Source organism: Micromonospora sp. 067-2 (genome assembly GCF_046549295.1).
Lineage (GTDB): Bacteria > Actinomycetota > Actinomycetes > Mycobacteriales > Micromonosporaceae > Micromonospora.
In genome coordinates this window covers 333,663-351,370 of record NZ_JAJPWB010000006.1, presented here as the reverse complement: position 1 = coordinate 351,370, position 17,708 = coordinate 333,663, and the positions used below count along the sequence as shown (strand labels likewise).

General features: G+C 72.6%; 15 protein-coding genes, 5 tRNA genes and 1 pseudogene. 11 read left to right on the top strand and 10 right to left on the bottom strand.

All coding sequences use genetic code 11. From position 1 onward, the window contains the following. Position 1 precedes the first annotated feature (1 nt). Positions 2 to 670, bottom strand: a complete 669-nt coding sequence (locus tag ACLJN9_RS16975) for a class I SAM-dependent methyltransferase (protein ID WP_410812311.1) — start codon at positions 668 to 670, stop codon at positions 2 to 4. Positions 671 to 850: 180 nt separating this feature from the next. On the opposite strand from ACLJN9_RS16975, the gene ACLJN9_RS16970 reads away from it, so the two are divergent. After that, positions 851 to 1,669 carry a hypothetical protein gene (locus tag ACLJN9_RS16970; RefSeq protein WP_410812310.1) on the top strand — a complete coding sequence of 273 codons (819 nt, stop codon included), beginning with the start codon at positions 851 to 853 and terminating at the stop codon, positions 1,667 to 1,669. Positions 1,670 to 1,721: 52 nt separating this feature from the next. Here ACLJN9_RS16970 and ACLJN9_RS16965 read toward each other — a convergent pair whose 3' ends face one another. From ACLJN9_RS16965 to ACLJN9_RS16955, 3 genes are all read right to left on the bottom strand, one after another. Next, entirely contained in the window at positions 1,722 to 4,652 is a 2,931-nt protein-coding gene (locus tag ACLJN9_RS16965; protein ID WP_410812309.1) for a M36 family metallopeptidase, read from the bottom strand. A gap of 253 nt (positions 4,653 to 4,905) precedes the next feature. Beyond that, entirely contained in the window at positions 4,906 to 5,487 is a 582-nt protein-coding gene (locus tag ACLJN9_RS16960; protein ID WP_410812308.1) for a TIGR03086 family metal-binding protein, read from the bottom strand. 78 nt (positions 5,488 to 5,565) lie between these two features. Continuing rightward, on the bottom strand, positions 5,566 to 6,168 hold the full coding sequence (locus tag ACLJN9_RS16955) for a TetR/AcrR family transcriptional regulator (RefSeq protein WP_410812307.1): 603 nt from the start codon (positions 6,166 to 6,168) through the stop codon (positions 5,566 to 5,568). Between the two features lie 409 nt (positions 6,169 to 6,577). Between ACLJN9_RS16955 and ACLJN9_RS16950 the strand changes: the two genes are divergently transcribed. The 3 genes from ACLJN9_RS16950 (at position 6,578) to ACLJN9_RS16940 (ending at position 6,843) form a co-directional block, all read left to right on the top strand. Next, positions 6,578 to 6,650 (top strand) — tRNA-Gly (locus tag ACLJN9_RS16950). A 34-nt stretch (positions 6,651 to 6,684) separates the two neighbouring features. Next, positions 6,685 to 6,755: transfer RNA gene (locus ACLJN9_RS16945), tRNA-Cys, on the top strand. 13 nt (positions 6,756 to 6,768) lie between these two features. Continuing rightward, positions 6,769 to 6,843: transfer RNA gene (locus ACLJN9_RS16940), tRNA-Val, on the top strand. Between the two features lie 147 nt (positions 6,844 to 6,990). Here the strand turns inward: ACLJN9_RS16940 and ACLJN9_RS16935 are convergent. Further along, complete coding sequence (locus tag ACLJN9_RS16935) at positions 6,991 to 7,971, bottom strand: helix-turn-helix domain-containing protein (protein WP_410812306.1); 981 nt, start codon at positions 7,969 to 7,971, stop codon at positions 6,991 to 6,993. A 71-nt stretch (positions 7,972 to 8,042) separates the two neighbouring features. Here ACLJN9_RS16935 and ACLJN9_RS16930 point away from each other — a divergent pair, with 71 nt between their 5' ends. The 3 genes from ACLJN9_RS16930 to ACLJN9_RS16920 all read left to right on the top strand — a co-directional run bounded on the left by ACLJN9_RS16930 (position 8,043) and on the right by ACLJN9_RS16920 (position 9,161). Further along, positions 8,043 to 8,849 (top strand): isocitrate lyase/phosphoenolpyruvate mutase family protein, encoded by an 807-nt coding sequence (locus tag ACLJN9_RS16930; RefSeq protein WP_410812305.1) that lies wholly within the window; start codon positions 8,043 to 8,045, stop codon positions 8,847 to 8,849. Between the two features lie 117 nt (positions 8,850 to 8,966). Continuing rightward, positions 8,967 to 9,039, top strand: a tRNA-Gly gene (locus tag ACLJN9_RS16925). A 47-nt stretch (positions 9,040 to 9,086) separates the two neighbouring features. Beyond that, positions 9,087 to 9,161, top strand: a tRNA-Val gene (locus tag ACLJN9_RS16920). 76 nt (positions 9,162 to 9,237) lie between these two features. Here the strand turns inward: ACLJN9_RS16920 and ACLJN9_RS16915 are convergent. Then, positions 9,238 to 9,444 carry a hypothetical protein gene (locus ACLJN9_RS16915; protein ID WP_410812304.1) on the bottom strand — a complete coding sequence of 69 codons (207 nt, stop codon included), beginning with the start codon at positions 9,442 to 9,444 and terminating at the stop codon, positions 9,238 to 9,240. A gap of 327 nt (positions 9,445 to 9,771) precedes the next feature. On the opposite strand from ACLJN9_RS16915, the gene ACLJN9_RS16910 reads away from it, so the two are divergent. Continuing rightward, on the top strand, positions 9,772 to 10,338 hold the full coding sequence (locus ACLJN9_RS16910; RefSeq protein ID WP_410812303.1) for an NUDIX hydrolase: 567 nt from the start codon (positions 9,772 to 9,774) through the stop codon (positions 10,336 to 10,338). On the opposite strand, the pseudogene ACLJN9_RS16905 reads toward ACLJN9_RS16910, so the two are convergent. Then, a pseudogene (locus ACLJN9_RS16905) lies at positions 10,339 to 10,845 on the bottom strand (XRE family transcriptional regulator); the annotation flags it as partial. Between the two features lie 610 nt (positions 10,846 to 11,455). Between ACLJN9_RS16905 and ACLJN9_RS16900 the strand changes: the two are divergent. Continuing rightward, positions 11,456 to 12,448, top strand: coding sequence for an NAD-dependent epimerase/dehydratase family protein (locus ACLJN9_RS16900; protein WP_410812302.1), 993 nt, complete (start codon positions 11,456 to 11,458; stop codon positions 12,446 to 12,448). A gap of 37 nt (positions 12,449 to 12,485) precedes the next feature. Here the strand turns inward: ACLJN9_RS16900 and ACLJN9_RS16895 are convergent, their stop codons facing one another. The 3 genes from ACLJN9_RS16895 to ACLJN9_RS16885 form a co-directional block, all read right to left on the bottom strand. Next, positions 12,486 to 13,370 carry a universal stress protein gene (locus ACLJN9_RS16895; RefSeq protein WP_410812301.1) on the bottom strand — a complete coding sequence of 295 codons (885 nt, stop codon included), beginning with the start codon at positions 13,368 to 13,370 and terminating at the stop codon, positions 12,486 to 12,488. 10 nt (positions 13,371 to 13,380) lie between these two features. Next, positions 13,381 to 15,774, bottom strand: a complete 2,394-nt coding sequence (locus ACLJN9_RS16890) for a phosphoketolase (RefSeq protein WP_410812300.1) — start codon at positions 15,772 to 15,774, stop codon at positions 13,381 to 13,383. Between the two features lie 70 nt (positions 15,775 to 15,844). Continuing rightward, complete coding sequence (locus ACLJN9_RS16885) at positions 15,845 to 16,693, bottom strand: universal stress protein (RefSeq protein WP_410812299.1); 849 nt, start codon at positions 16,691 to 16,693, stop codon at positions 15,845 to 15,847. 156 nt (positions 16,694 to 16,849) lie between these two features. On the opposite strand from ACLJN9_RS16885, the gene ACLJN9_RS16880 reads away from it, so the two are divergent. Both ACLJN9_RS16880 and ACLJN9_RS16875 read left to right on the top strand, forming a co-directional pair. Further along, the gene (locus ACLJN9_RS16880; protein WP_410812298.1) at positions 16,850 to 17,086 is read left to right on the top strand and encodes a helix-turn-helix domain-containing protein; all 237 of its coding nucleotides are present in this window, start codon (positions 16,850 to 16,852) and stop codon (positions 17,084 to 17,086) included. Next, complete coding sequence (locus tag ACLJN9_RS16875) at positions 17,086 to 17,664, top strand: Clp protease N-terminal domain-containing protein (RefSeq protein WP_410812482.1); 579 nt, start codon at positions 17,086 to 17,088, stop codon at positions 17,662 to 17,664. Before ACLJN9_RS16880 ends, ACLJN9_RS16875 begins: the two co-directional genes overlap by 1 nt. Positions 17,665 to 17,708: the final 44 nt, after the last annotated feature.

Genomic DNA, 17,708 nt, shown 5'->3' with positions numbered 1-17,708 from the left:
GCTAGCTGGAGGCCCCCGGCAGCCCCGCCCGCAACCTCCAGACGGTGGTGCGCTTCACCCGGACGCTCTCCAGCGCCTCCGGCACCGGCACGTCGTAGGCCGCCATCTCGTCGAAGCGGTCCCGGGGCAGGAACGCCCGGCCGGGGTCACCGACCAGGGCCGGTGCGCCGGCCCGGGCGGCGCGGAGCAGGAACCGCAGGACCCGGCGGGCCATCGCCTCGCTGTAGAAGACGTCCCCGGCGAGCACCACCTCAGCGTCCCCGGCGTCGCCGTCGAGGATGTCGCCGAACTCGGCGTCGACGCGTACCCCGTTGGCCTCGGCGTTGAGCGCGACCGCCGCGACCGCCAGCTCGTCCACCTCGACGGCCCGGACCGACTCCGCGCCGGCGCGGGCGGCGGCGATGGCCACCAGGCCGGAACCGGAGGCGAGGTCGAGCACCCGGCGGCCGGCGACCAGCTCCGGGTGGTCGGTCACGTAGCGGGCGAGCGCCTGCCCGCCGGCCCAGGCGAACGCCCAGAACGGCGGCGGCCGGTCGGTGGAGAACTCGCCCTCGGTCAGCTCCCACAGCCCGATCGGTTCGTCGGCCTGGTGCAGCTGAACCTCGGGTACGAAGGCGACCGGGGCCAGCCGGGCGTGCAGCCGGACGAACGTACTGGATAGCTCGGACACGGCACTGATTGTCCCAGCGGCCGACTTCCGGCGTGTCGCGGGGGAGCGGTGACCGGTTCACCACCGTCGGTGAAAACCGGCCCTGTCCTTGCTGTCCGGTGCGAACACACCCGTCTGGTCGGGCCGACGCCCCGCTCCTAGCGTTGTGGCCTGGAGGCGACCGAACGGAGGGCGGCGGTGATGACGGTGTGGCGGTATGCGCTGCGGGTAGGGGTGGTGCTGGCCTGTCTGAGCGGGGTGGAGCTGGCGATGGCCGGTCCGGCTCAGGCGGCGTTCACCACCGAGCTGAGCGGGCTGCCGGCCCGGTTCACCGCCGGCGACCAGGCGCGCACGCTGTCCGCCGTGGTCTCCCGGACCGACCGGCGCGGCGGGTGCGTGAAGGTGCGCTGGTCGATGGTGCTCAGCGTGCAGGGCATCCAGCTCGACCAGGTGAAGATGGATCGGGTGGAGGACAGCGGGGACTTCCCTCTGGAGATCCGGACCGGCGGCGACGTCGCCCGGCTGACCGACCGGCAGCTCGACCCGGGCACGCTCTGCCCGGACCGCACGGTCACGGCCCGGTACCGGTTGGCCTTCGCCGACAACGTCGGCCAGGGACGGATCACTCTCGCCGCCGAGGCGTACGACGCCAACTCCCGCCTGCTCGCCCGGCAGACCGCCACCCGCTCGGTGGTGGGGGTGGGTGGCACCCCGAGCCGGTCCGCGGAGCCGACCGGAACACCGGCGCAGCCCAGCGACCCGGCCGGCACGCCTGACGGCGACGAGAGCGCGGAGCCGGTCGGCGACCGACCGATCGACGCCGTGCCGCCGGCGGCCGGCCGCCCGGTCTCGCAGTCCGGTGGATTCGGTGCGGTGCAGGCCGCGTTCCTGCTCGGCGGGCTGCTGCTCTCGCTCGGAATGGGGTTGCTGCTGCGGCTGCGGCACCTGACCCGGGCCGCGACCGTCGACGCCGACGACCCACCGGTGGACCGGCTGTGGGAGCGACCGGCCCGCCGCTGATCGGGGAATCGGGGGTGTCGGGGCCGGCGGAGGACCGCCGGCCCCGACGGTGTCACTTCGAGAACGCCTGGAACTCGGCGATCCTGACCTGGGCCCGGGCCGGACTGGCGGTCGCGCAGTCCGTCGTCGTCGCCGGGTCGTCGTCCTGCTCACCGGCGTAGTACGGGCCGCCGGTGCACTGGCTGGCCAGCACCTCCAACCGTAGGTGGGTGGCGAGCGTGGTGGGCACCGCGAACGTCCGGAGGTTGATGTCCCGGCTGTACGCCCGGTACGCCCCACCGGGGAACGCGTCGCCCGCACTGGTGTAGATCCGTTGCCAGCGCGTCGGGTCCGCGCAGTCGGTGGTCGTCGCGTTGCAGGCCGACACCGCGAACGAGCGCAGCGCGCTGAGCGCGTTCTGGCTGCCGGTGTCGGCGTCCCCGACGATCGCCGGGCGCAGCATGGCGCTGACATTCACCCGCTTGACCACCTGGGCGGTGCCCCCGGGCAACGCCACGGTGAGCTGTCGACCGGTCACCCCGTCCAGCGAGGCCCAGTTGGTGGCCTCGGTGTCGTCGGCGACCCGGTCCAGGTTGACCCCGTCACCGGTGACGGTGGCACCGGATGTCGTGGACGCGAGGTTGCGGCTCAACCGCAGGTCCACGTACCCGTCCTGATCGGCCTTGGCGACCGTGCTGAGCCGCTGGTGCCCGAAGCCGGGCGCCACCGCGAGCAGGTCGTACGTGCCGGCCACCAGCTCGACGGTGTCCGGGATCGGCGTCGCCGGGTCGGTGTCCGCGATCGGCGTCGCCCGCGCCTCGTACGCGCCGACGTACACCCGGATCGGCGCCTCGGCGCTGTCCCCTCGCGGGCGCAGGGTGAGCGTCGCGTTGCCGCCGAGTGGTGAGGCGAAGCTCGGCGTCGGGTCGGTGTCGGCGGCGCCGTTGGTGGCGGCGTCCCGGCCCATCCCGGAGCGGGCGAACTCGGCCCAGATCAGGTCCTGGTTGGCGCCACCGAAGCGGAGCAGATCGGCGGTGAGCATGTTGTCCCGCATGTCGAGCATGCTGACCTGGCTGGCCGCCTGGAGGAGGAACGAGTCGAAGACCAGCTGCGACCAGCGCCGGTTGCCGGGGCATTTGTCGGCGGCGACCTTCCCCTGCGCGCACTCCAGTTGACGCTGCGGGGTGCCGAGGCCGTACCGCTTGACCAGGGCGGAGCGGACCCGGAAGTTGGTGGCGCCCCAGATCTCCCCGTCGGAGTGCACGGCGGGGCCAGCGGTGTTGTAGCCGACGTCGGAGTAGTTCAACGGGCTGCGGCTCAGGTCGTAGTTGCGGATGCCGCTGACCTGGTTGCCGGTGACGTACCCGCCGATGACGAAGGGCGTCTCGCCGGGGGCCCGTAGCCCGTTCTGGAAGAGGTACTCGGCGGCGAGCAGATCGCTCCACGACTCGCCCATCGCCCCGCCCTGGTGGCCGCCGATCCCGCTGTCCGGGCCGGCGATCATCCGGTTGCTGATGGCGTGGGTGTACTCGTGACCGATCACCGTCATGTCGTAGTCGCCGTCCACGCACGGCGGGTACGGTCCGCCGGCCTGCGGCTGCCACAGGTACATGTTGGTGGTCGGCGGCAACCCGTCGCGCGGGGTGCCCTGGTTGGCGTTGTTCCGGTTGCCGGTCAGCGCGCCCTGCTGGGCGCGGCCCTGCTCGGCGTCACCGCCCAGACCCGCCGGGGTGAGGTTGACCGCCTGCAGGTTCCACGCCGACTCGGTGAAGCCCAACTGGTACGCCCAGTCGTGCATCCGGTTGTGCATGGCGAAGAGATTGGCGATGGCGGCGTCGGCGTCGTTGCGCTGCGTAGACGTGAACACCTCCGGGTTGCACCGGGCCTGGTGCCACTGGTCGGTGAACGGGTACTCGTAGCGGCGGTCCGGGCTGGGAGTGGCCGGCACGATCGGGTTGCCCGCGCCCCAGGAGAGCACCGTGTTGGCCGAGTTGCCGCGCGAGGTGAACGTCGGGGTGCCGGTGGCCAGGTCGACGTCCCACGGCTGGCCGCTGGCCGGGTCGCGGAAGGCGGCCTGGCAGCCCGGCGCGGGGTCGCCGCACCAGCGCACCCGGGGGTCCGGCCCGGGGGCGAGGTCGCGGGGCGGGCTGGCCGGGAAGACCGCCCAGCTCGGGTTGTCCGAGTCGAAGTCGACCAGGTCCTCGCGGACCAGCACCTGCCCGGTGATCCCGTCCACGTAGGTGGTGAACGCGGCCGGGTGGTCGCTGTCGGCGCCGATCAGGGTCACCTCGTGGGCGGCCCGCGGCCCGTCCAGCGGGGTGGGCACGGCCACCGCGCGCACGCTGTGACTGACCACCGCGGCGGCGTCCAGCTTGGCGTCGGCGAGCGCCGAGGCGTACGCCTGCTCGGCGGTGCGGGTGGCCGGCGCGGGTGCGCCGCTGTCGCGGGCCAGTGAGGAGCTGACCGAGAGCACCGCGCCGCCGGAGACCGCGATGGTGACCAGGCCGTCCGGCCCGGCCGGCAGGTCACCGAAGCGCTGCCGAAGGGTGACCACGGCGCCGCTGCCGATCGGCCGGACCAGCACCCGCTCCAGGCTGGCCGCCGCGGCGGTGTCCATTCCGAACAGGTCGCGGTTGGCGGCCAGGTAGGCGCGGGCCGCGGCCTCGGGGTCGGCGGGCAACCCGGTGGCGAGCGGGGTACGGCCGGGGCCGAGCGCCTGCGGGGTGCCGAGCCGGTTCCACCGCACGTCGGGGTCGGCTGCGCGGGCGAGTCCGCGCTGCCGTGCGTCCGGTGCCGCCGTGCCGGTGCGGTTGTCGACGTCGGCGTGCTGGTGCCCCTCGGCGAACGGACCGGACCGGCGTTCGGCGGACGGGGCGCCGCCGACCGGGGCCGCGGTGCTCGCGCCGGTGGGGAGCAGCGCGGCGACCGTCGCGGTCGTCGCCAGGATGGCGATGAGCCGGCGTCGACGCCGGCTCATCGGGGGTGACCACTCCGGTTGTGGCACGGGACCTCCTCGTGGGAGCGGGATGGTCGGCGGCCGCCGACCGATGCAGCGCGGTGACGCATGCGCATCTGTGGATATCAGTCGGCCGGTGTGGCGGCAAGGCCCTGGGCCTCGGACGCGCCGACGGATCGAGATAGCCCGGCCGGGGGTCGATCCGGTCACCGGTGACCGGCCGTCGGCTGTTCGCACGCCACCGGGCAGCCAGATGTGACCGGTCGCGCCGGGAGATACGGCGCCGTCGGCGCCCGTACGCTCAGCTAGCTGGCGCCCACTCCGGGTCGCGACCGAAGGCCGCCAGCAGGTGGTCCTGCTCGTCGGCGTCGGCGGGCACCCGCATCTGCGGCTGGATGAGGCCGCCGCGCCGGTAGTCGCCGACCCGGCCGGCGAACCATCGGGCGCAGGCGCTCACCGCGTCGGGGTCCAGCCGCGGGTCGACCCCGATCGCCACCGCGACGTCCCAGCCGTGCACCAGGTGCTCGGCGAGGAGTTGCCGCAGGTACTCCTCGGCCGGGGTGTCGCCGGCGGAGAGGTGCACGGTGCGGTCGACCGCACCGGGATGGATGGCGGCGATCTCGGCCTGGGCGGCCGCCTCCCGCGCCGCGGTGGCCGGGTCGGAACCGAGCACGTCGCCGTCGAACCGGCTGCCGACCTCGTCGAGGGTCCGGCCGGCGAGCAGCGGCACGCTCCACCGGTCCTCGCTCACCATATGGTTGACCAGCGTGCGCACGTCCCAGTCAGGGCAGGGCGTCGGTTCGGACCACTGACCGGGTCCGACCTGGGCAACCCGGTCGACGAACTCGGCCAGGCTCCGGCGGTACGCCTCCAGCAGGTCCATGGCAACGATTGTTCCGGCCGGCGCGGCGGGCCGAGCCGTTTTGCCCCGTCCGGCCTCCCGACCCGGCCAGCCTCGCCGTCAGTCCAGGTCGCTCGGGTCCAGGCCGAGTTCCCGGGTGGTGACGAGCCGGACCCACTCGCCGAACTGCCGTCGGGAGATCACCCGGTCGTGCACGGCGAGCTGCACGGCGAGGCCGTCCATCACCGCGCTGATCCGCCAGGCGGCCCCGTCCGGGTCGGCGCACTGGAAGGTGCCGTCGGCGACGCCGGCCGAGATGACCGCGGCCAGGTCCTGCCGCCACCGCAGGTCGAGCCGGCGCGAGACCTTCTCCAGTTCAGGGGTACGCAGTGACTCCGACCAGCCGTCGATCCACATCGACCAGGAGGTGGCCCGCCCGGCCGGGGTGTAGAGCTTGAGGATCCGGCGGAGCTTGGTCAGCGGCGGGGCCGACGAACGGGTCACCACGTCCAACCGGGCCAGATCCTGTTCGACGGCGTACGCGAACGCCTGCGCCAGCAACCGTTCCTTGGTGGCGAAGTGGTAGAAGACCAGCGCCTGACTGACGCCGGCGGCCTGTGCCACGTCCGCCGTCCGGGTGTTGGCCAGACCGCGTTCCACGATCACGTCACAGGCGGTGCGCAGCAGGGCATCCAGGCGGATCTCGGCCGCACGTCTCGTCACGACCGTTACCGTAGCCCATCCGACTGAACACGAACAGTTACCGCCACCGTGTGATCCGCGATGCGACAGTCGGAAGCCGGACACTTCCTGAGGGTGGCGTTCGTCGTTCTCCTGGGGGTGTTGTTCGAGGTCCGTCGGCACCCGTCGACCCGCCGCGAAGCCCCCCGGGCAGCTGCGGCCAGCGGGCGGCGGGGACGCCGAGCCGACGCCGGAGTGTGACGGCCGCCGAGCTACCAGGCCAGCCCCCTAGGAAGCCGGCCGGTCGTGGTGTGGACCCCGCCGCCCGTCGTGGTGGTTGCCCCGACGCCGGCCGGGCGCGGGCGGGGACGCGCCGAGGTGACCCCGAGTTGGCAGTCGTTCGCCGCCTCGGCTAAAGTTCTCATCCGTCACCCGGTAACGCCGGGGGCGTGCGGACGTAGCGCAGCTGGTAGCGCATCACCTTGCCAAGGTGAGGGTCGCGGGTTCGAATCCCGTCGTCCGCTCGGAGCTGCCGCCACGTGTGACGGGGGCAACCTCGGTGGGGTGGCCGAGAGGCGAGGCAACGGCCTGCAAAGCCGTGTACGCGGGTTCAAATCCCGTCCCCACCTCGGTAACAAGCACGGGCGATTGGCGCAGTGGGAGCGCGCTTCCTTGACACGGAAGAGGTCACTGGTTCAAACCCAGTATCGCCCACCAGCAGGAAGGCTCGTCACCTCCGGGTGACGGGCCTTCCGTCGTTTCACCGCCAGGTGTTGCACACGAGTGGAACGTGGTGGCTGCTCCGAACCGCTCGAGAGACACCTGGTGTTCCGCTCGCCACGGCCAGCACCGACCCACGGCGCGTCAGCCGGCGGCGGACACCAACGCGTCGGCCAGATCGGTACGTGCGCTGAGCAGCATCCGACCCTGTCGGCGGGTCGTCACCAGCCCGGCCGCGCGCAGCGCGGTGAGGTGCTGGGACACCCCACCCGGGGACATCCCGGTACGCCGTGCCAACTCGGTGGTGCTCACCGGCGCGGCAAGCTCGGTCAGCAACTGGGCGCGACCCCGCCCGAGGACCGCCGCGAGCGCGTCGGGGGTCGCGGCCGCCCGTTCCCAGAGCGTGCCGAGCCCGCGCGCCGGATAGGCGAGCTGTGGCACCTCTCCGGCGAAGACGCTCAGCACCGACGGCCAGACGAAGACCGACGGCACCAGCACGAGGCCGGGGCCGTCCGGCATGTCGGGCGCGGTGCAGTGCCGCTGAACGATCCGCAGCGTGTCACCCTCCCAGTGGACCCGTTCGTGCAGGTCGTTGAGCAGTCCGCCCGCGCCGTCCTCGGCGAGCCGGCGGGCCCGGCCCGACACCTCGGCGTCGAGCAGCACCCGGATCCGGGGCCAGTCCGGTGCCAGGGCGATCCGCCAGTACTCCTCGACCTCCCCGGCAAGCCGGCGCAGCCCGGCCCGGGGGTCGGCGTACAGGTCGGCCTGCACACCGACGTGTCGACCCGGGCCGAGGTCGAGCTGCTCCCGAACCACGCTCGGCGGGGTGGCGCGCAGCGCGGCCAGCTCGCCGGCCAAATCGGGGGTGAGGCCGGTGGGTGGCGGAGTGAGGAAGTCCGGAAGGTAGGCGGGTGCCGCGGGCACCAACTGCCAGAGCAGCCCGACATTCGTGTCGATCAGCCCGGCCTCGGCCAGCCGGGGCCGGACCCGGCGCGCCCACGACAGGTGGACGGCGTGCTCGCCGGGGTCGCGCAGCACGCGCAGGCTGGCGGCCACCTCCCACAGGCAGGAGACGGCGAAGCGGATCCGGGCCACGGCGCCCGACGACAGCCCGATGGCGACCATGCAGCCCCCGGTTGATTTCAGCTGGGACTGAAACAGTATCGCCAACAACGCGGACTGCGGAGACTTGCCGCGTGACCGAACAAGCTGAACTCTTCCGTTCCCTGCACAGCCCCGGCACGCCGCTGGTCCTCGTCAACGCCTGGGACGTGGCGAGCGCCCGAATCGTGGCCGCCGCCGGCGCCCGCGCGGTGGCCACCACGAGCGCCGGCGTGGCGTGGAGCCTGGGCGCTCCGGACGGCGACGTGCTGGGCCGCGACGCCGCCGTCGGCCTGATCCGGAGGGTCGCCGCCGCGGTGCCGCTGCCCGTCACCGCCGACATCGAATCCGGGTACGGCGCCACCGCGGCCGACGTGGGTGACACCGTCCGCGCGGTGCTCGCGGCCGGTGCGGTCGGGGTGAACGTCGAGGACGCGCGGCACGACGGCGGCTCCGGTCTGCGCCCGGTCGAGGACCAGTGCGCCCGGCTCGCCGCGGTCCGGGCCGCGGCGGTCGCCGCCGACGTGCCGCTGTTCGTCAACGCCCGCGTCGACACCTTCCTGCGCGGGGCCGGGGACCTCGACGAGACGGTGGCCCGGGCGTCGGCCTATCTGGCCGCCGGTGCCGACGGCGTGTTCGTTCCCGGGGTGGCCGACCCGGCCACCATCGGCAAGCTGGTCGACGCCATCGCGGCGCCGGTGAACGTGCTGGCCGGCGTGGGGTCGCCGCCGGTGCCGGAGCTGGCCCGGCTCGGGGTGGCCCGCGTGAGCCTGGGCTCGGCGGTGGCCGAGGCCGCCTACACGGTGGCCCGGCGCGCGGCCGACGAGGCGTTCCGCTCCGGAACGTACGAGGCGCTGGCCGGCGCGCTCGACTACGGCACCCTCAACACGCTGATGCGCTGACCCGCACGGGGCAGACGACGTGCCGACCAGTGCAATCGCGTCCGCCCCGGGGTGTGGCATTCGGCGATCTTGGCGTCGGGTAGAGTTCCACCCGTCGCCGGCGCTTGCCGGGGGCGTGCGGACGTAGCGCAGCTGGTAGCGCATCACCTTGCCAAGGTGAGGGTCGCGGGTTCGAATCCCGTCGTCCGCTCGCAATCCGCCCCACGGGGCCTGGCTGCCCGGACGGGCGGCCACCACGGGCGATTGGCGCAGTGGGAGCGCGCTTCCCTGACACGGAAGAGGTCACTGGTTCAAACCCAGTATCGCCCACCAGCTCAGAGGCCACATCCCATCGATGGATGTGGCCTCTTGCCATTGCTGGGTGACTAAGCCCCAGCGCGGCCGCGCATCACCACAGCTCGTCGAGGGCGGCGATCTTCCTACGGAAGGTGCGGGAGTCCCGCGACGGTAGGACCGCGACGGCAGCGTCCAGGATCCAGCGCAGCTCGGGCGGGTTCGGGCAGCACTCCATCACCCCGCAGCCGGTTGTCGGGTCCCACAGGCGATGCCAGGGGTGGCGGACGAACCAGGACCAGGTCCACAGTGCCTCAGACACGGCCTGGTTCCCGAGGCGGGTGCGTTCGAGATGGGCGATGGCCTGCAGGCCTCGGGTCGAAAGCCAGGGAATGACCGAGGTTGACGAGTCGAGCGGCTGCCGGTAGACGGAGTCGCGGCGCAGTTGCGCAGGGCGCCTACGCGGCATTGCCCTTTCGTGGAGTCGACATGCCGATCATCGTTGCACAACCGCGTTGGCAGGTCCTGACACGGGCAGCCGCACATCCGTGTGGTTCCGATCTCCGGGCGAGGTTCGGTGGCGGGTGGAGCCGAATCGTCGTGATGCGGCGCGGCAATGGGTCCGCGCCAGTGGTCGGATACTGGGCGGGTGACGGAGGAGTGGGTTACCGGGTCGACGCGGTGGACGATCCATGGTGAGCGGGTCGTGGACGGCAGCCGGCGGGCGCGGTTGAGCATCGCCGACGTGGAACTGCCGGATGGGGTCCGCTTCGCGCAGTACGTGATCCGGGCGCCCCGGTCAGCCATGGTCGCGGTGCTTGACGATCAGGAGCGTCTGCTGCTGATGTGGCGGCACCGGTTCGTGTTCGACCGGTGGGTGTGGGAGCTGCCTGGGGGTTACGTCGACGACGGTGAGCAGCCGGCGAGTTGTGCGGTCCGGGAGGTCGAGGAGGAGACCGGCTGGCGTCCGGGTGCGGTGGAACCTTTGCTGTCGTTCCAGCCCTGGGTGGCGGCCGCGGACGCGGAGAATCTGCTGTTCCTCGCGCGCGACGCGACACATATCGGATCGCCGGTGGACGTCAACGAGGCCGAGCGGGTGGCCTGGATGCCGTTGGCGGAAGCGCGTGACCTCGTGTTCCGGGGTGAGATCGTGGGGGCCGGCACGGTGATCGCGGTGTTGGAGCTGGTCGCGCGTAAAGCCCGGGGTGAGCTCTAGTCAGCGGCGTTGCCCGAGGGTCACGTCGACGCGGGTGATGAACTGACGTACGGCTGGCCGGCGGCGATGCACTGTGAGCTGGGTTTGCAGGTCGCGTAGGTAGCGGACGGCTCGGGCTGACCGTAGTTGGGCGGTCAGCGTGAGCGCCGTGGCACCGATCGCGCTGGCGCGGTCGGGCTCGCCGTGGTGGGCGTGGATGGCGGCGAGCAGGGCGAGGTTGAAGGCCTTGCCGCGTACGTAGCGCTCGTCCATGTGCAGCGAGCGGAGGGTGAAGCGTTCGGCCTGCTGGTGGTGGCCGAGAGCGTGGAAGCAGTGGCCGAACTTGGCTGACAGGTACGCCTCGTCGAAGTAGCCGAGCCATTGCGGGTCGCTGCTGCGGTCGGCCTGGTCGAGGGCCTGTTCCGCTTGGTGTAGTGAGGTGGTGCAGGCGCGTTCGTCGCGCGCGGCGGCGTGGGCATGGGCTTCCATGACCAGCGCCTCAGCGGTCAGCACCGCGAGGCCGACCGTGATCGCTTCCGGGGTCGCGGTGACCGCAAGCTCTGCACATGCCCTCACCTCGGCGCTGTGTCTGCTTGCGGGTCTGCTGATCGGATTGTCATTGATAGTCGTCGCGATGCAGCGGTGGCTTTCCGGCAGGGGGATTCCGGCAGGGCTCGGCTTCACTTCGGCAGTCGTTGCCGTGGCCGCCTGGATCTTTTTCAAGGTGACCGGTATGACTGGTGGGGGAGGCGCACTCTTTGCTGGACTAGTGGGCGGCCTTCTTCTCGCCAACGTCTGGGCCGTCCAGGCTGCGAGGGCGAACCGTCGCCGGTGACGGCGTGGCTGACACAACGTCCGAGCATGCCCGATCCGTGCCCGATACGGCGGCGAGCAACGGTTGACGTCAGCAGATGCCGCACCTCCATTCCTCACGGATTGTGTTTCTCTTCCTTCCAACGCGGTTACGCACCGTGTAGATCAATGCGCTTCCCGAGCTGAGCGTGCACACCTGCAATGCCGGCCTCTGCTCGGTACGCGACGATCCCCGTCACGTCGGAGCGTCGGTTCTGCTGTGGGGAGATCCGCTACTGGTGAACATGGGTGCCGCCGATGGCCGCCACCGGGCAGGGTGGACCGCATGAGACTGCTGGTGTTGGGCGGGACGGGTTTCGTGGGCGGGGCGACGGTGGCCGAGGCGGTACGCCGGGGCTGGTCGGTGACCGTTTTCAACCGTGGGATGCACGGCACGGTTCCGCCCGGCGTACACCGGTTGCGGGGTGACCGGACCGCGCCCGACGGCCTGGCGGCGCTGGCGGGCGGCGAGTGGGACCTGGTGGTCGACACCTGGGACAGCGCGCCTAGGGCGGTACGGGACGCGGCCCGCGCGCTGGTTGGTGGGGTACGGCACTACGCCTACATCTCCAGCGGATCGGTCTACGCCCCACCGGTGCCGGCGCACGCCGGCGAGGACGCGTCCATCGTGGAGGGGATCGCCGACGCCACCGAGGGTGACTACGCGGAGTGCAAGGCCGGCGGCGAGGCGGCCGCGACGGAGGTCTTCGGCGAGCGGGCGTTGCTGGTGCGCGCCGGGTTGATCCTCGGGCCGGGGGAGGACATCGGTCGGCTGCCCTGGTGGCTGGAGCGGATGGCCCGCGGCGGGGACGTGCTCGCACCCGGTCCCGCCGACCTGCCGGTGCAGTACATCGACGTCCGCGACGTGGCCGGGTGGACGCTGGACCGGGCCGCCGAGGGGGTCGGTGGCGCCTTCAACGTGATCAGCCGACCGGGGCACACCACGATGGGTGAACTGCTGGACACCGTCGTCGAGGTGACCGGCTCCGACGCCCGTCTGCACTGGACCGACCCGGAAGCGATCCTTGCCGCTGGCGTGGTCCCCTGGAACGACCTGCCCGTCTGGATCCCGGAGGGTCACGAGTTCCGGTGGTTGCAGGAGCGCGGCGTGCAGAAGGCGTACGCGGCGGGGCTGACCTGCCGCCCGGTGGCCGACACCGTCGCCGACACCTGGCGTTGGCTGCGCTCGGTGGGGTCGGTGCCGCCGCGCGCCGGCCGGCCGGCCCGTGGGTCGGTGGGGCTCGACCCCGCGCGGGAGGCGGCACTGCTCGCTGCCTGAGACGGTTCGTCGAGCGCCGACCGGGTCGGCGTGGGCGTCAGCGTTCCCGGACCACGGCGACCGGGCACCGCGTGTGCTGGATGAGCTGTTGGCTGACCGAGCCGAGCAGCATCCCGGCGAGCCCGCCCCGGCCCCGGCTGCCGACCACGACGAGGGCCGCGTCCTGGCCGGCGTCGATGAGCATCGCCGCCGGGCTGCCCGCCACCAGGTCGACGGTCACCGCCAGTTCCGGGAACGTCCGGCGCCACGGCTCCAGCGCCTGTTCCACGGCGGCCCGCTCGTCCGGCACGCCGGCGGCTCCGCCGGGACCCGGCGTCCACGCGTGCAGTACGCGCAGCGGCACCCGCCGCTCGGCCGCTCGTTCGGCCGCGAAGCCGAGCGCCACCAGCGACGGCTCGGAGCCGTCCACCCCGACGGCGACCGGACCGCTCCGCCCGCCGGGAGCCGCCGTCGTCCCGCCGGGAGCCGGCCCGGTCCCGTCGGTCGTGTCCCGGACCACCACGACCGGGCAGTGCGCGTGCGCGGCGACGGCCACCGCCGTCGATCCGACCAGTAGCCCACCGAACCCGCCGTGGCCACGGCTGCCGAGCACCAGCAGCCCGGCCTCGGCCGATCGTTCCTGCAGGATCAGGGCGGGTGGCCCGTCGTACACCTCGCCGGTGACGGTGAGCCCGGGATGCGCGGCCGCGGCCTGCGCCGTGGCGTCCCGGACCAGGTCCTCCACCTGGCGGCGGGCGGTGTCGTCCGGCCAGATGCCGGGCGCCACGCCCGGTCCGACCCAGCTGGCCACGGTCAACCATTCGAAGACGTACGCCAGCCGCACCGGTTGCCCGCTGTGCCGGGCCTCGTCCAGCGCCCAGTCCAGAGCCACGGACGCGTCGATGGAGCCGTCGTAGCCGACCAGGATCTCCGCGTCACGCACGTCGTACTCCTCAGGGGTTGGTCGGAGCGGTTTCCCGGATCCAGCGCCACTCCGCGACCTGTGGGTCGTCCTCGCCGTACCGGCGGGTGTAGTCGCGTGCCGACTGCCGGGCGTCGACCATCTGCTGGCGCAGGTGCGCGGCGCGGGCCGCCAGGCCGGGCACCCGGTCGATGACGTCGATGACCAGGTGGAAGCGGTCCAGGTCGTTGAGCATCACCATGTCGAACGGGGTGGTGGTGGTGCCCTCCTCCTTGTAGCCGCGCACGTGCAGATTCTCGTGGTTGGTGCGGCGGTAGGTGAGTCGGTGGATCAGCCACGGGTAGCCGTGGTACGCGAAGATGACCGTCCGGTCCGTGGTGAAGATGGTGTCGAACTCGTTGTCGGGCAGGCCGTGCGGGTGCTCGCTGGCCGGCTGGAGGCGCATCAGGTCCACCACGTTGACCAGCCGCACCCGCAGGTCCGGCAGGTGCCGCCGCAGCAGGTCGGCGGCGGCCAGCGCCTCCAGCGTGGGCACGTCCCCGCAGCAGGCGAGCACCACGTCCGGCTCGCTGCCGGCGTCGCTGCTGGCCCATTCCCAGATGCCCAGGCCGCGCCGTGTGTGTTGGATCGCCTCGGTCATCGACAGCCAGTTCGGCGCCGGCTGCTTGCCGGCGACCACCACGTTGATGTACTGCCGGCTGCGCAGGCAGTGGTCCATCGTGGCGAGCAGGGTGTTGGCGTCCGGCGGCAGGTAGACCCGGACCACCTCTGCCTTCTTGTTGACGACGTGGTCGATGAAGCCCGGGTCCTGGTGGGAGAAGCCGTTGTGGTCCTGCCGCCAGACGTGGCTGGAGAGCAGGTAGTTCAGCGAGGCGAGGGGCTGTCGCCACGGGATGGCACGGGTCACCTTCAGCCACTTGGCATGCTGGTTGAGCATCGAGTCGACGATGTGGATGAACGCCTCGTAACTGGTGAAGACGCCGTGCCGGCCGGTCAGTAGGTAGCCCTCCAACCAGCCCTGGCACAGGTGCTCGGAGAGCACCTCCATCACCCGTCCGTCGGGTCCGAGGTGGTCGTCACCGGGCACCCTCTCGGCCACCCAGGCCCGGTCGGTGACCTCGAAGGCGGCGTCCAGCCGGTTGGAGGCGACCTCGTCCGGGCCGAAGAGCCGGAACGTCTGCGGGTTGGCGGCAATGACGTCCCGGATCCACGGGCCCAGCACCCCGGTCGCGCCGGCCATCGGCTCGCCCGGCTCCTCGACGTCCACGCCGTACGCGCGGAAGTCGGGAAGGGTGAGGTCGCGGAGCACCGTCCCGCCGTTGGTGACCGGGTTGGCGCTCATCCTCCGATCGCCGTGCGGCGGCAGCATGCACAGCTCGTCCACCGGAGCGCCGGTGGCATCGAACAGCTCCTCCGGGCGGTAGCTGCGCAGCCAGCGCTCCAGCTCGGCGAGGTGCGCGGGGTTGGAACGCACCTGCGACAGCGGCACCTGGTGGGCGCGGTAGGTGCCCTCCACCCGCGTGCCGTCGACCTCGCGCGGGCCGGTCCAACCCTTCGGCGTCCGCAGGACGATCATGGGCCAGCGGGGGCGTTCGACAACGCCGCCGGAGCGGGCCCCGAGCTGGATCGCGGTGATCTCGTCCAGTGCCCGGTCCAGCGTCGCGGCGAGGGCGCGGTGCACCTGCGTCGGATCGTCGCCGGCCACCACGTACGGCTGGTAGCCCGAGCCGTGCAGGATCTCGAGCAGATCCGCCTCGGGGATCCGGGCCAGCACGGTCGGGTTGGCGATCTTGTAACCGTTGAGGTGCAGGATGGGCAGCACCGCGCCGTCCCGGGCCGGGTTGAGGAACACCGTGGAGAGCCAACTGCCGGCCAGTGGCCCGGTCTCCGCCTCGCCGTCGCCGATCACGCAGGCCACCACCAGGTCGGGGTGGTCGAAGGCGGCGCCGTAGGCGTGGCTCAACGCGTACCCCAGCTCGCCGCCCTCGTGGATCGAGCCCGGCACGTCCGCCGCCACGTGGCTGGGGATGCCGCCGGGGAACGAGAACTGCCGGAACAGCCGGGCCATGCCGGCCTCGTCGCGCGACACGTCGTGGTAGCGCTCCGACCAGGTGCCCTCCAGCCAGGTGTTGGCCACGATGGCCGGGCCGCCGTGCCCGGGGCCGGTGACCAGCATGGCGTTCAGGTCGCGCGCCACGATCACCCGGTTGAGGTGGGCGTAGATGAGGTTGAGCCCGGGGCTGGTGCCCCAGTGACCGAGCAGCCGAGGCTTGATGTCGTCGGGGGTCAGCGGCTCGCGCAGCAGCGGGTTGCCCAGCAGGTAGATCTGCCCGACGGTGAGGTAGTTCGCAGCTCGCCAGTAGGCGTCCAGTCGACGCAGCTCGGTGTCGGCCAGCGAACGGTTCGCGCCGAGAGCGGTGTCCATGATGCTGAGCCTCTCGCAGGTAGGGGAGCGGGGCATCCGACGTCGGCCTCGCGGCTGCCGGCCGCTCCGGTCAGGGCCGCGCGGTTGGTTCCGGGCCGGCCAGCGGCGCCTCGGCCAGCCCGCGGACGACGATCACGGGGGCCGGGGAGTGGTACAGCAGCGACTGGGCGACCGCGCCCAGCATCCCGCGCCCCGGCTCGTCGCCACGGGCGGCGACGAGCACCACCTGCGCCGAGCGGGACGTGTCGACCAGCACCTGGCCGGGGTCGCCCCTGACGACGCGGCACTCGGCCGGTATCTCGGCGTGACGGGCGGTGTACCGGGCCAGCACGTCGGTGAGTGCGTCGGTGATGGCGTCGGTGTCCTCGTCGGGTTCGACCACCCGCAGCGCCAATACCCGCGCGCGGCGCCGAGCGGCGCACTCGAGGGCCCACTCCAGGGCGAGGTTCGAACTGGGTGAGCCGTCCACTCCGACCAGCACCGGGCCCTCCGGCGCCTGTTCGCCGCGCACCACCAGCAGCGGGCAGCCCGCCCGCGCGGCGAGCTGCACGGCGATCGTGTCGGACGGGACGCACTCGCCGCTGCCGGCCATTCCGCTGTCGCCGACCGCGAGCAGGAAGGCCGCCTCGGACCGACGGATCAGCGTGGGCAGCGCGGCGCTCTCGACGATCTCGCCACGGACGGTCAACCCCGGCTCGACCTCGTGGGCGAGTTGGGTGGCTCGGGTGATCAGGTCCTCGGCCTCGTCCCGGGGGGCGGCGACGGTGTCCGCCGCGAAGGCAGCCTGCCAGCTGAAGGTGTGCAGCACGTGCAGCGGCCGGCTGTGTTCGGCGGCCTCCTGTGCGGCCAGCCGGACGACCGGAAGGTCACGGTCCGAGCCGAGGCCGACCAGCACCGCTGCGTCGGCGGTTGCGGCCATCGGACATCACCTCCCGAGCGTCGCGCCCGGCACGACCACGCTGTCCCTGACCGAGCGTAGTCGGGTGGTCACGACGGCGGGCTGGATCGGACAGGTGTGGAGCTGTGCCGTCAACTAGGGTTGACACGGTCGGTGGTGTCAACGTATGTTGACGGCATGAGTCAGGCGACGGAACTCGCGGCGGCAGCCGGCAGCACCGACCCCCGGGTCGGGCTGCGCGCCGTCCGCGCGCTGAGCCGGTTGCTCGAGCGGCTCGAGGTGGTCCAGGTCGACAACGCCCGACGACAGGGCTGGTCCTGGCAGGAGATCGCCGACGCGCTCGAGGTCAGCCGGCAGGCCGTGCACAAGAAGCACGCCGGGCGACCGGCGGTCAATCCATCCTGGGAGGCGTGATGTTCGAACGGTTCACCGACCGTGCGCGCGGCGTGGTGCGACGGGCGCTGGAGGAGGCACGGGCCGAGGGGCAACGGCCGGTCGGCACCGAGCACCTGCTGCTCGCCCTGCTCACCGACGAGGGCGGCCTGGCCAGCCGGGTGCTGGCCGATGCCGGGGTGCGCGCCGACGACCTGCGCGAACGGGTCCGTCAGCACACCGCCAGCGGTGGCGCCGGCCTCGGCGACGCGGACGCCGCGGCGCTGCGCGAGATCGGCATCGACCTGGCCGCGATCGTGGCTCGGATCGAGCAGTCCTTCGGCCCGGACGCGCTGCGCGAGGCCGTGCCGGCACCGCGCCGTCGCTGGGGCCGCCGGCGGTACCTCGGCGGGCCGCTCTCGCCCCGCTCGAAGAAGGCACTGGAGTTGTCGCTGCGCGAGGCGCTGCGGCTGCACCACCGCCACATCGGCACCGAGCACATCCTGCTCGGGGTGCTCAGGGAGGGCCAGGGGCTGGGCGCGCTGGTGCTCACCGAGGCCGGGGTCGACCTGGATGATCTGCGCCGACGGGTGGAGAGCGCCCTCCGGGCGGCGGCCTGAGGGTCGCGGTCCCGCCGAAACCTGTCTGTGGCACTTCCGACGCC

What these genes read in the sequence shown, in the direction of transcription:
- ACLJN9_RS16900 (WP_410812302.1), top strand. Translation starts at nt 11,456, where the DNA reads ATGAGACTGCTGGTGTTGGGCGGGACGGGTTTCGTGGGCGGGGCGACG.
- ACLJN9_RS16970 (WP_410812310.1), top strand. Translation starts at nt 851, where the DNA reads ATGACGGTGTGGCGGTATGCGCTGCGGGTAGGGGTGGTGCTGGCCTGT.
- ACLJN9_RS16960 (WP_410812308.1), bottom strand. Translation starts at nt 5,487, where the DNA reads ATGGACCTGCTGGAGGCGTACCGCCGGAGCCTGGCCGAGTTCGTCGAC.
- ACLJN9_RS16885 (WP_410812299.1), bottom strand. Translation starts at nt 16,693, where the DNA reads ATGGCCGCAACCGCCGACGCAGCGGTGCTGGTCGGCCTCGGCTCGGAC.
- ACLJN9_RS16880 (WP_410812298.1), top strand. Translation starts at nt 16,850, where the DNA reads ATGAGTCAGGCGACGGAACTCGCGGCGGCAGCCGGCAGCACCGACCCC.
- ACLJN9_RS16890 (WP_410812300.1), bottom strand. Translation starts at nt 15,774, where the DNA reads ATGGACACCGCTCTCGGCGCGAACCGTTCGCTGGCCGACACCGAGCTG.
- ACLJN9_RS16875 (WP_410812482.1), top strand. Translation starts at nt 17,086, where the DNA reads ATGTTCGAACGGTTCACCGACCGTGCGCGCGGCGTGGTGCGACGGGCG.
- ACLJN9_RS16935 (WP_410812306.1), bottom strand. Translation starts at nt 7,971, where the DNA reads ATGGTCGCCATCGGGCTGTCGTCGGGCGCCGTGGCCCGGATCCGCTTC.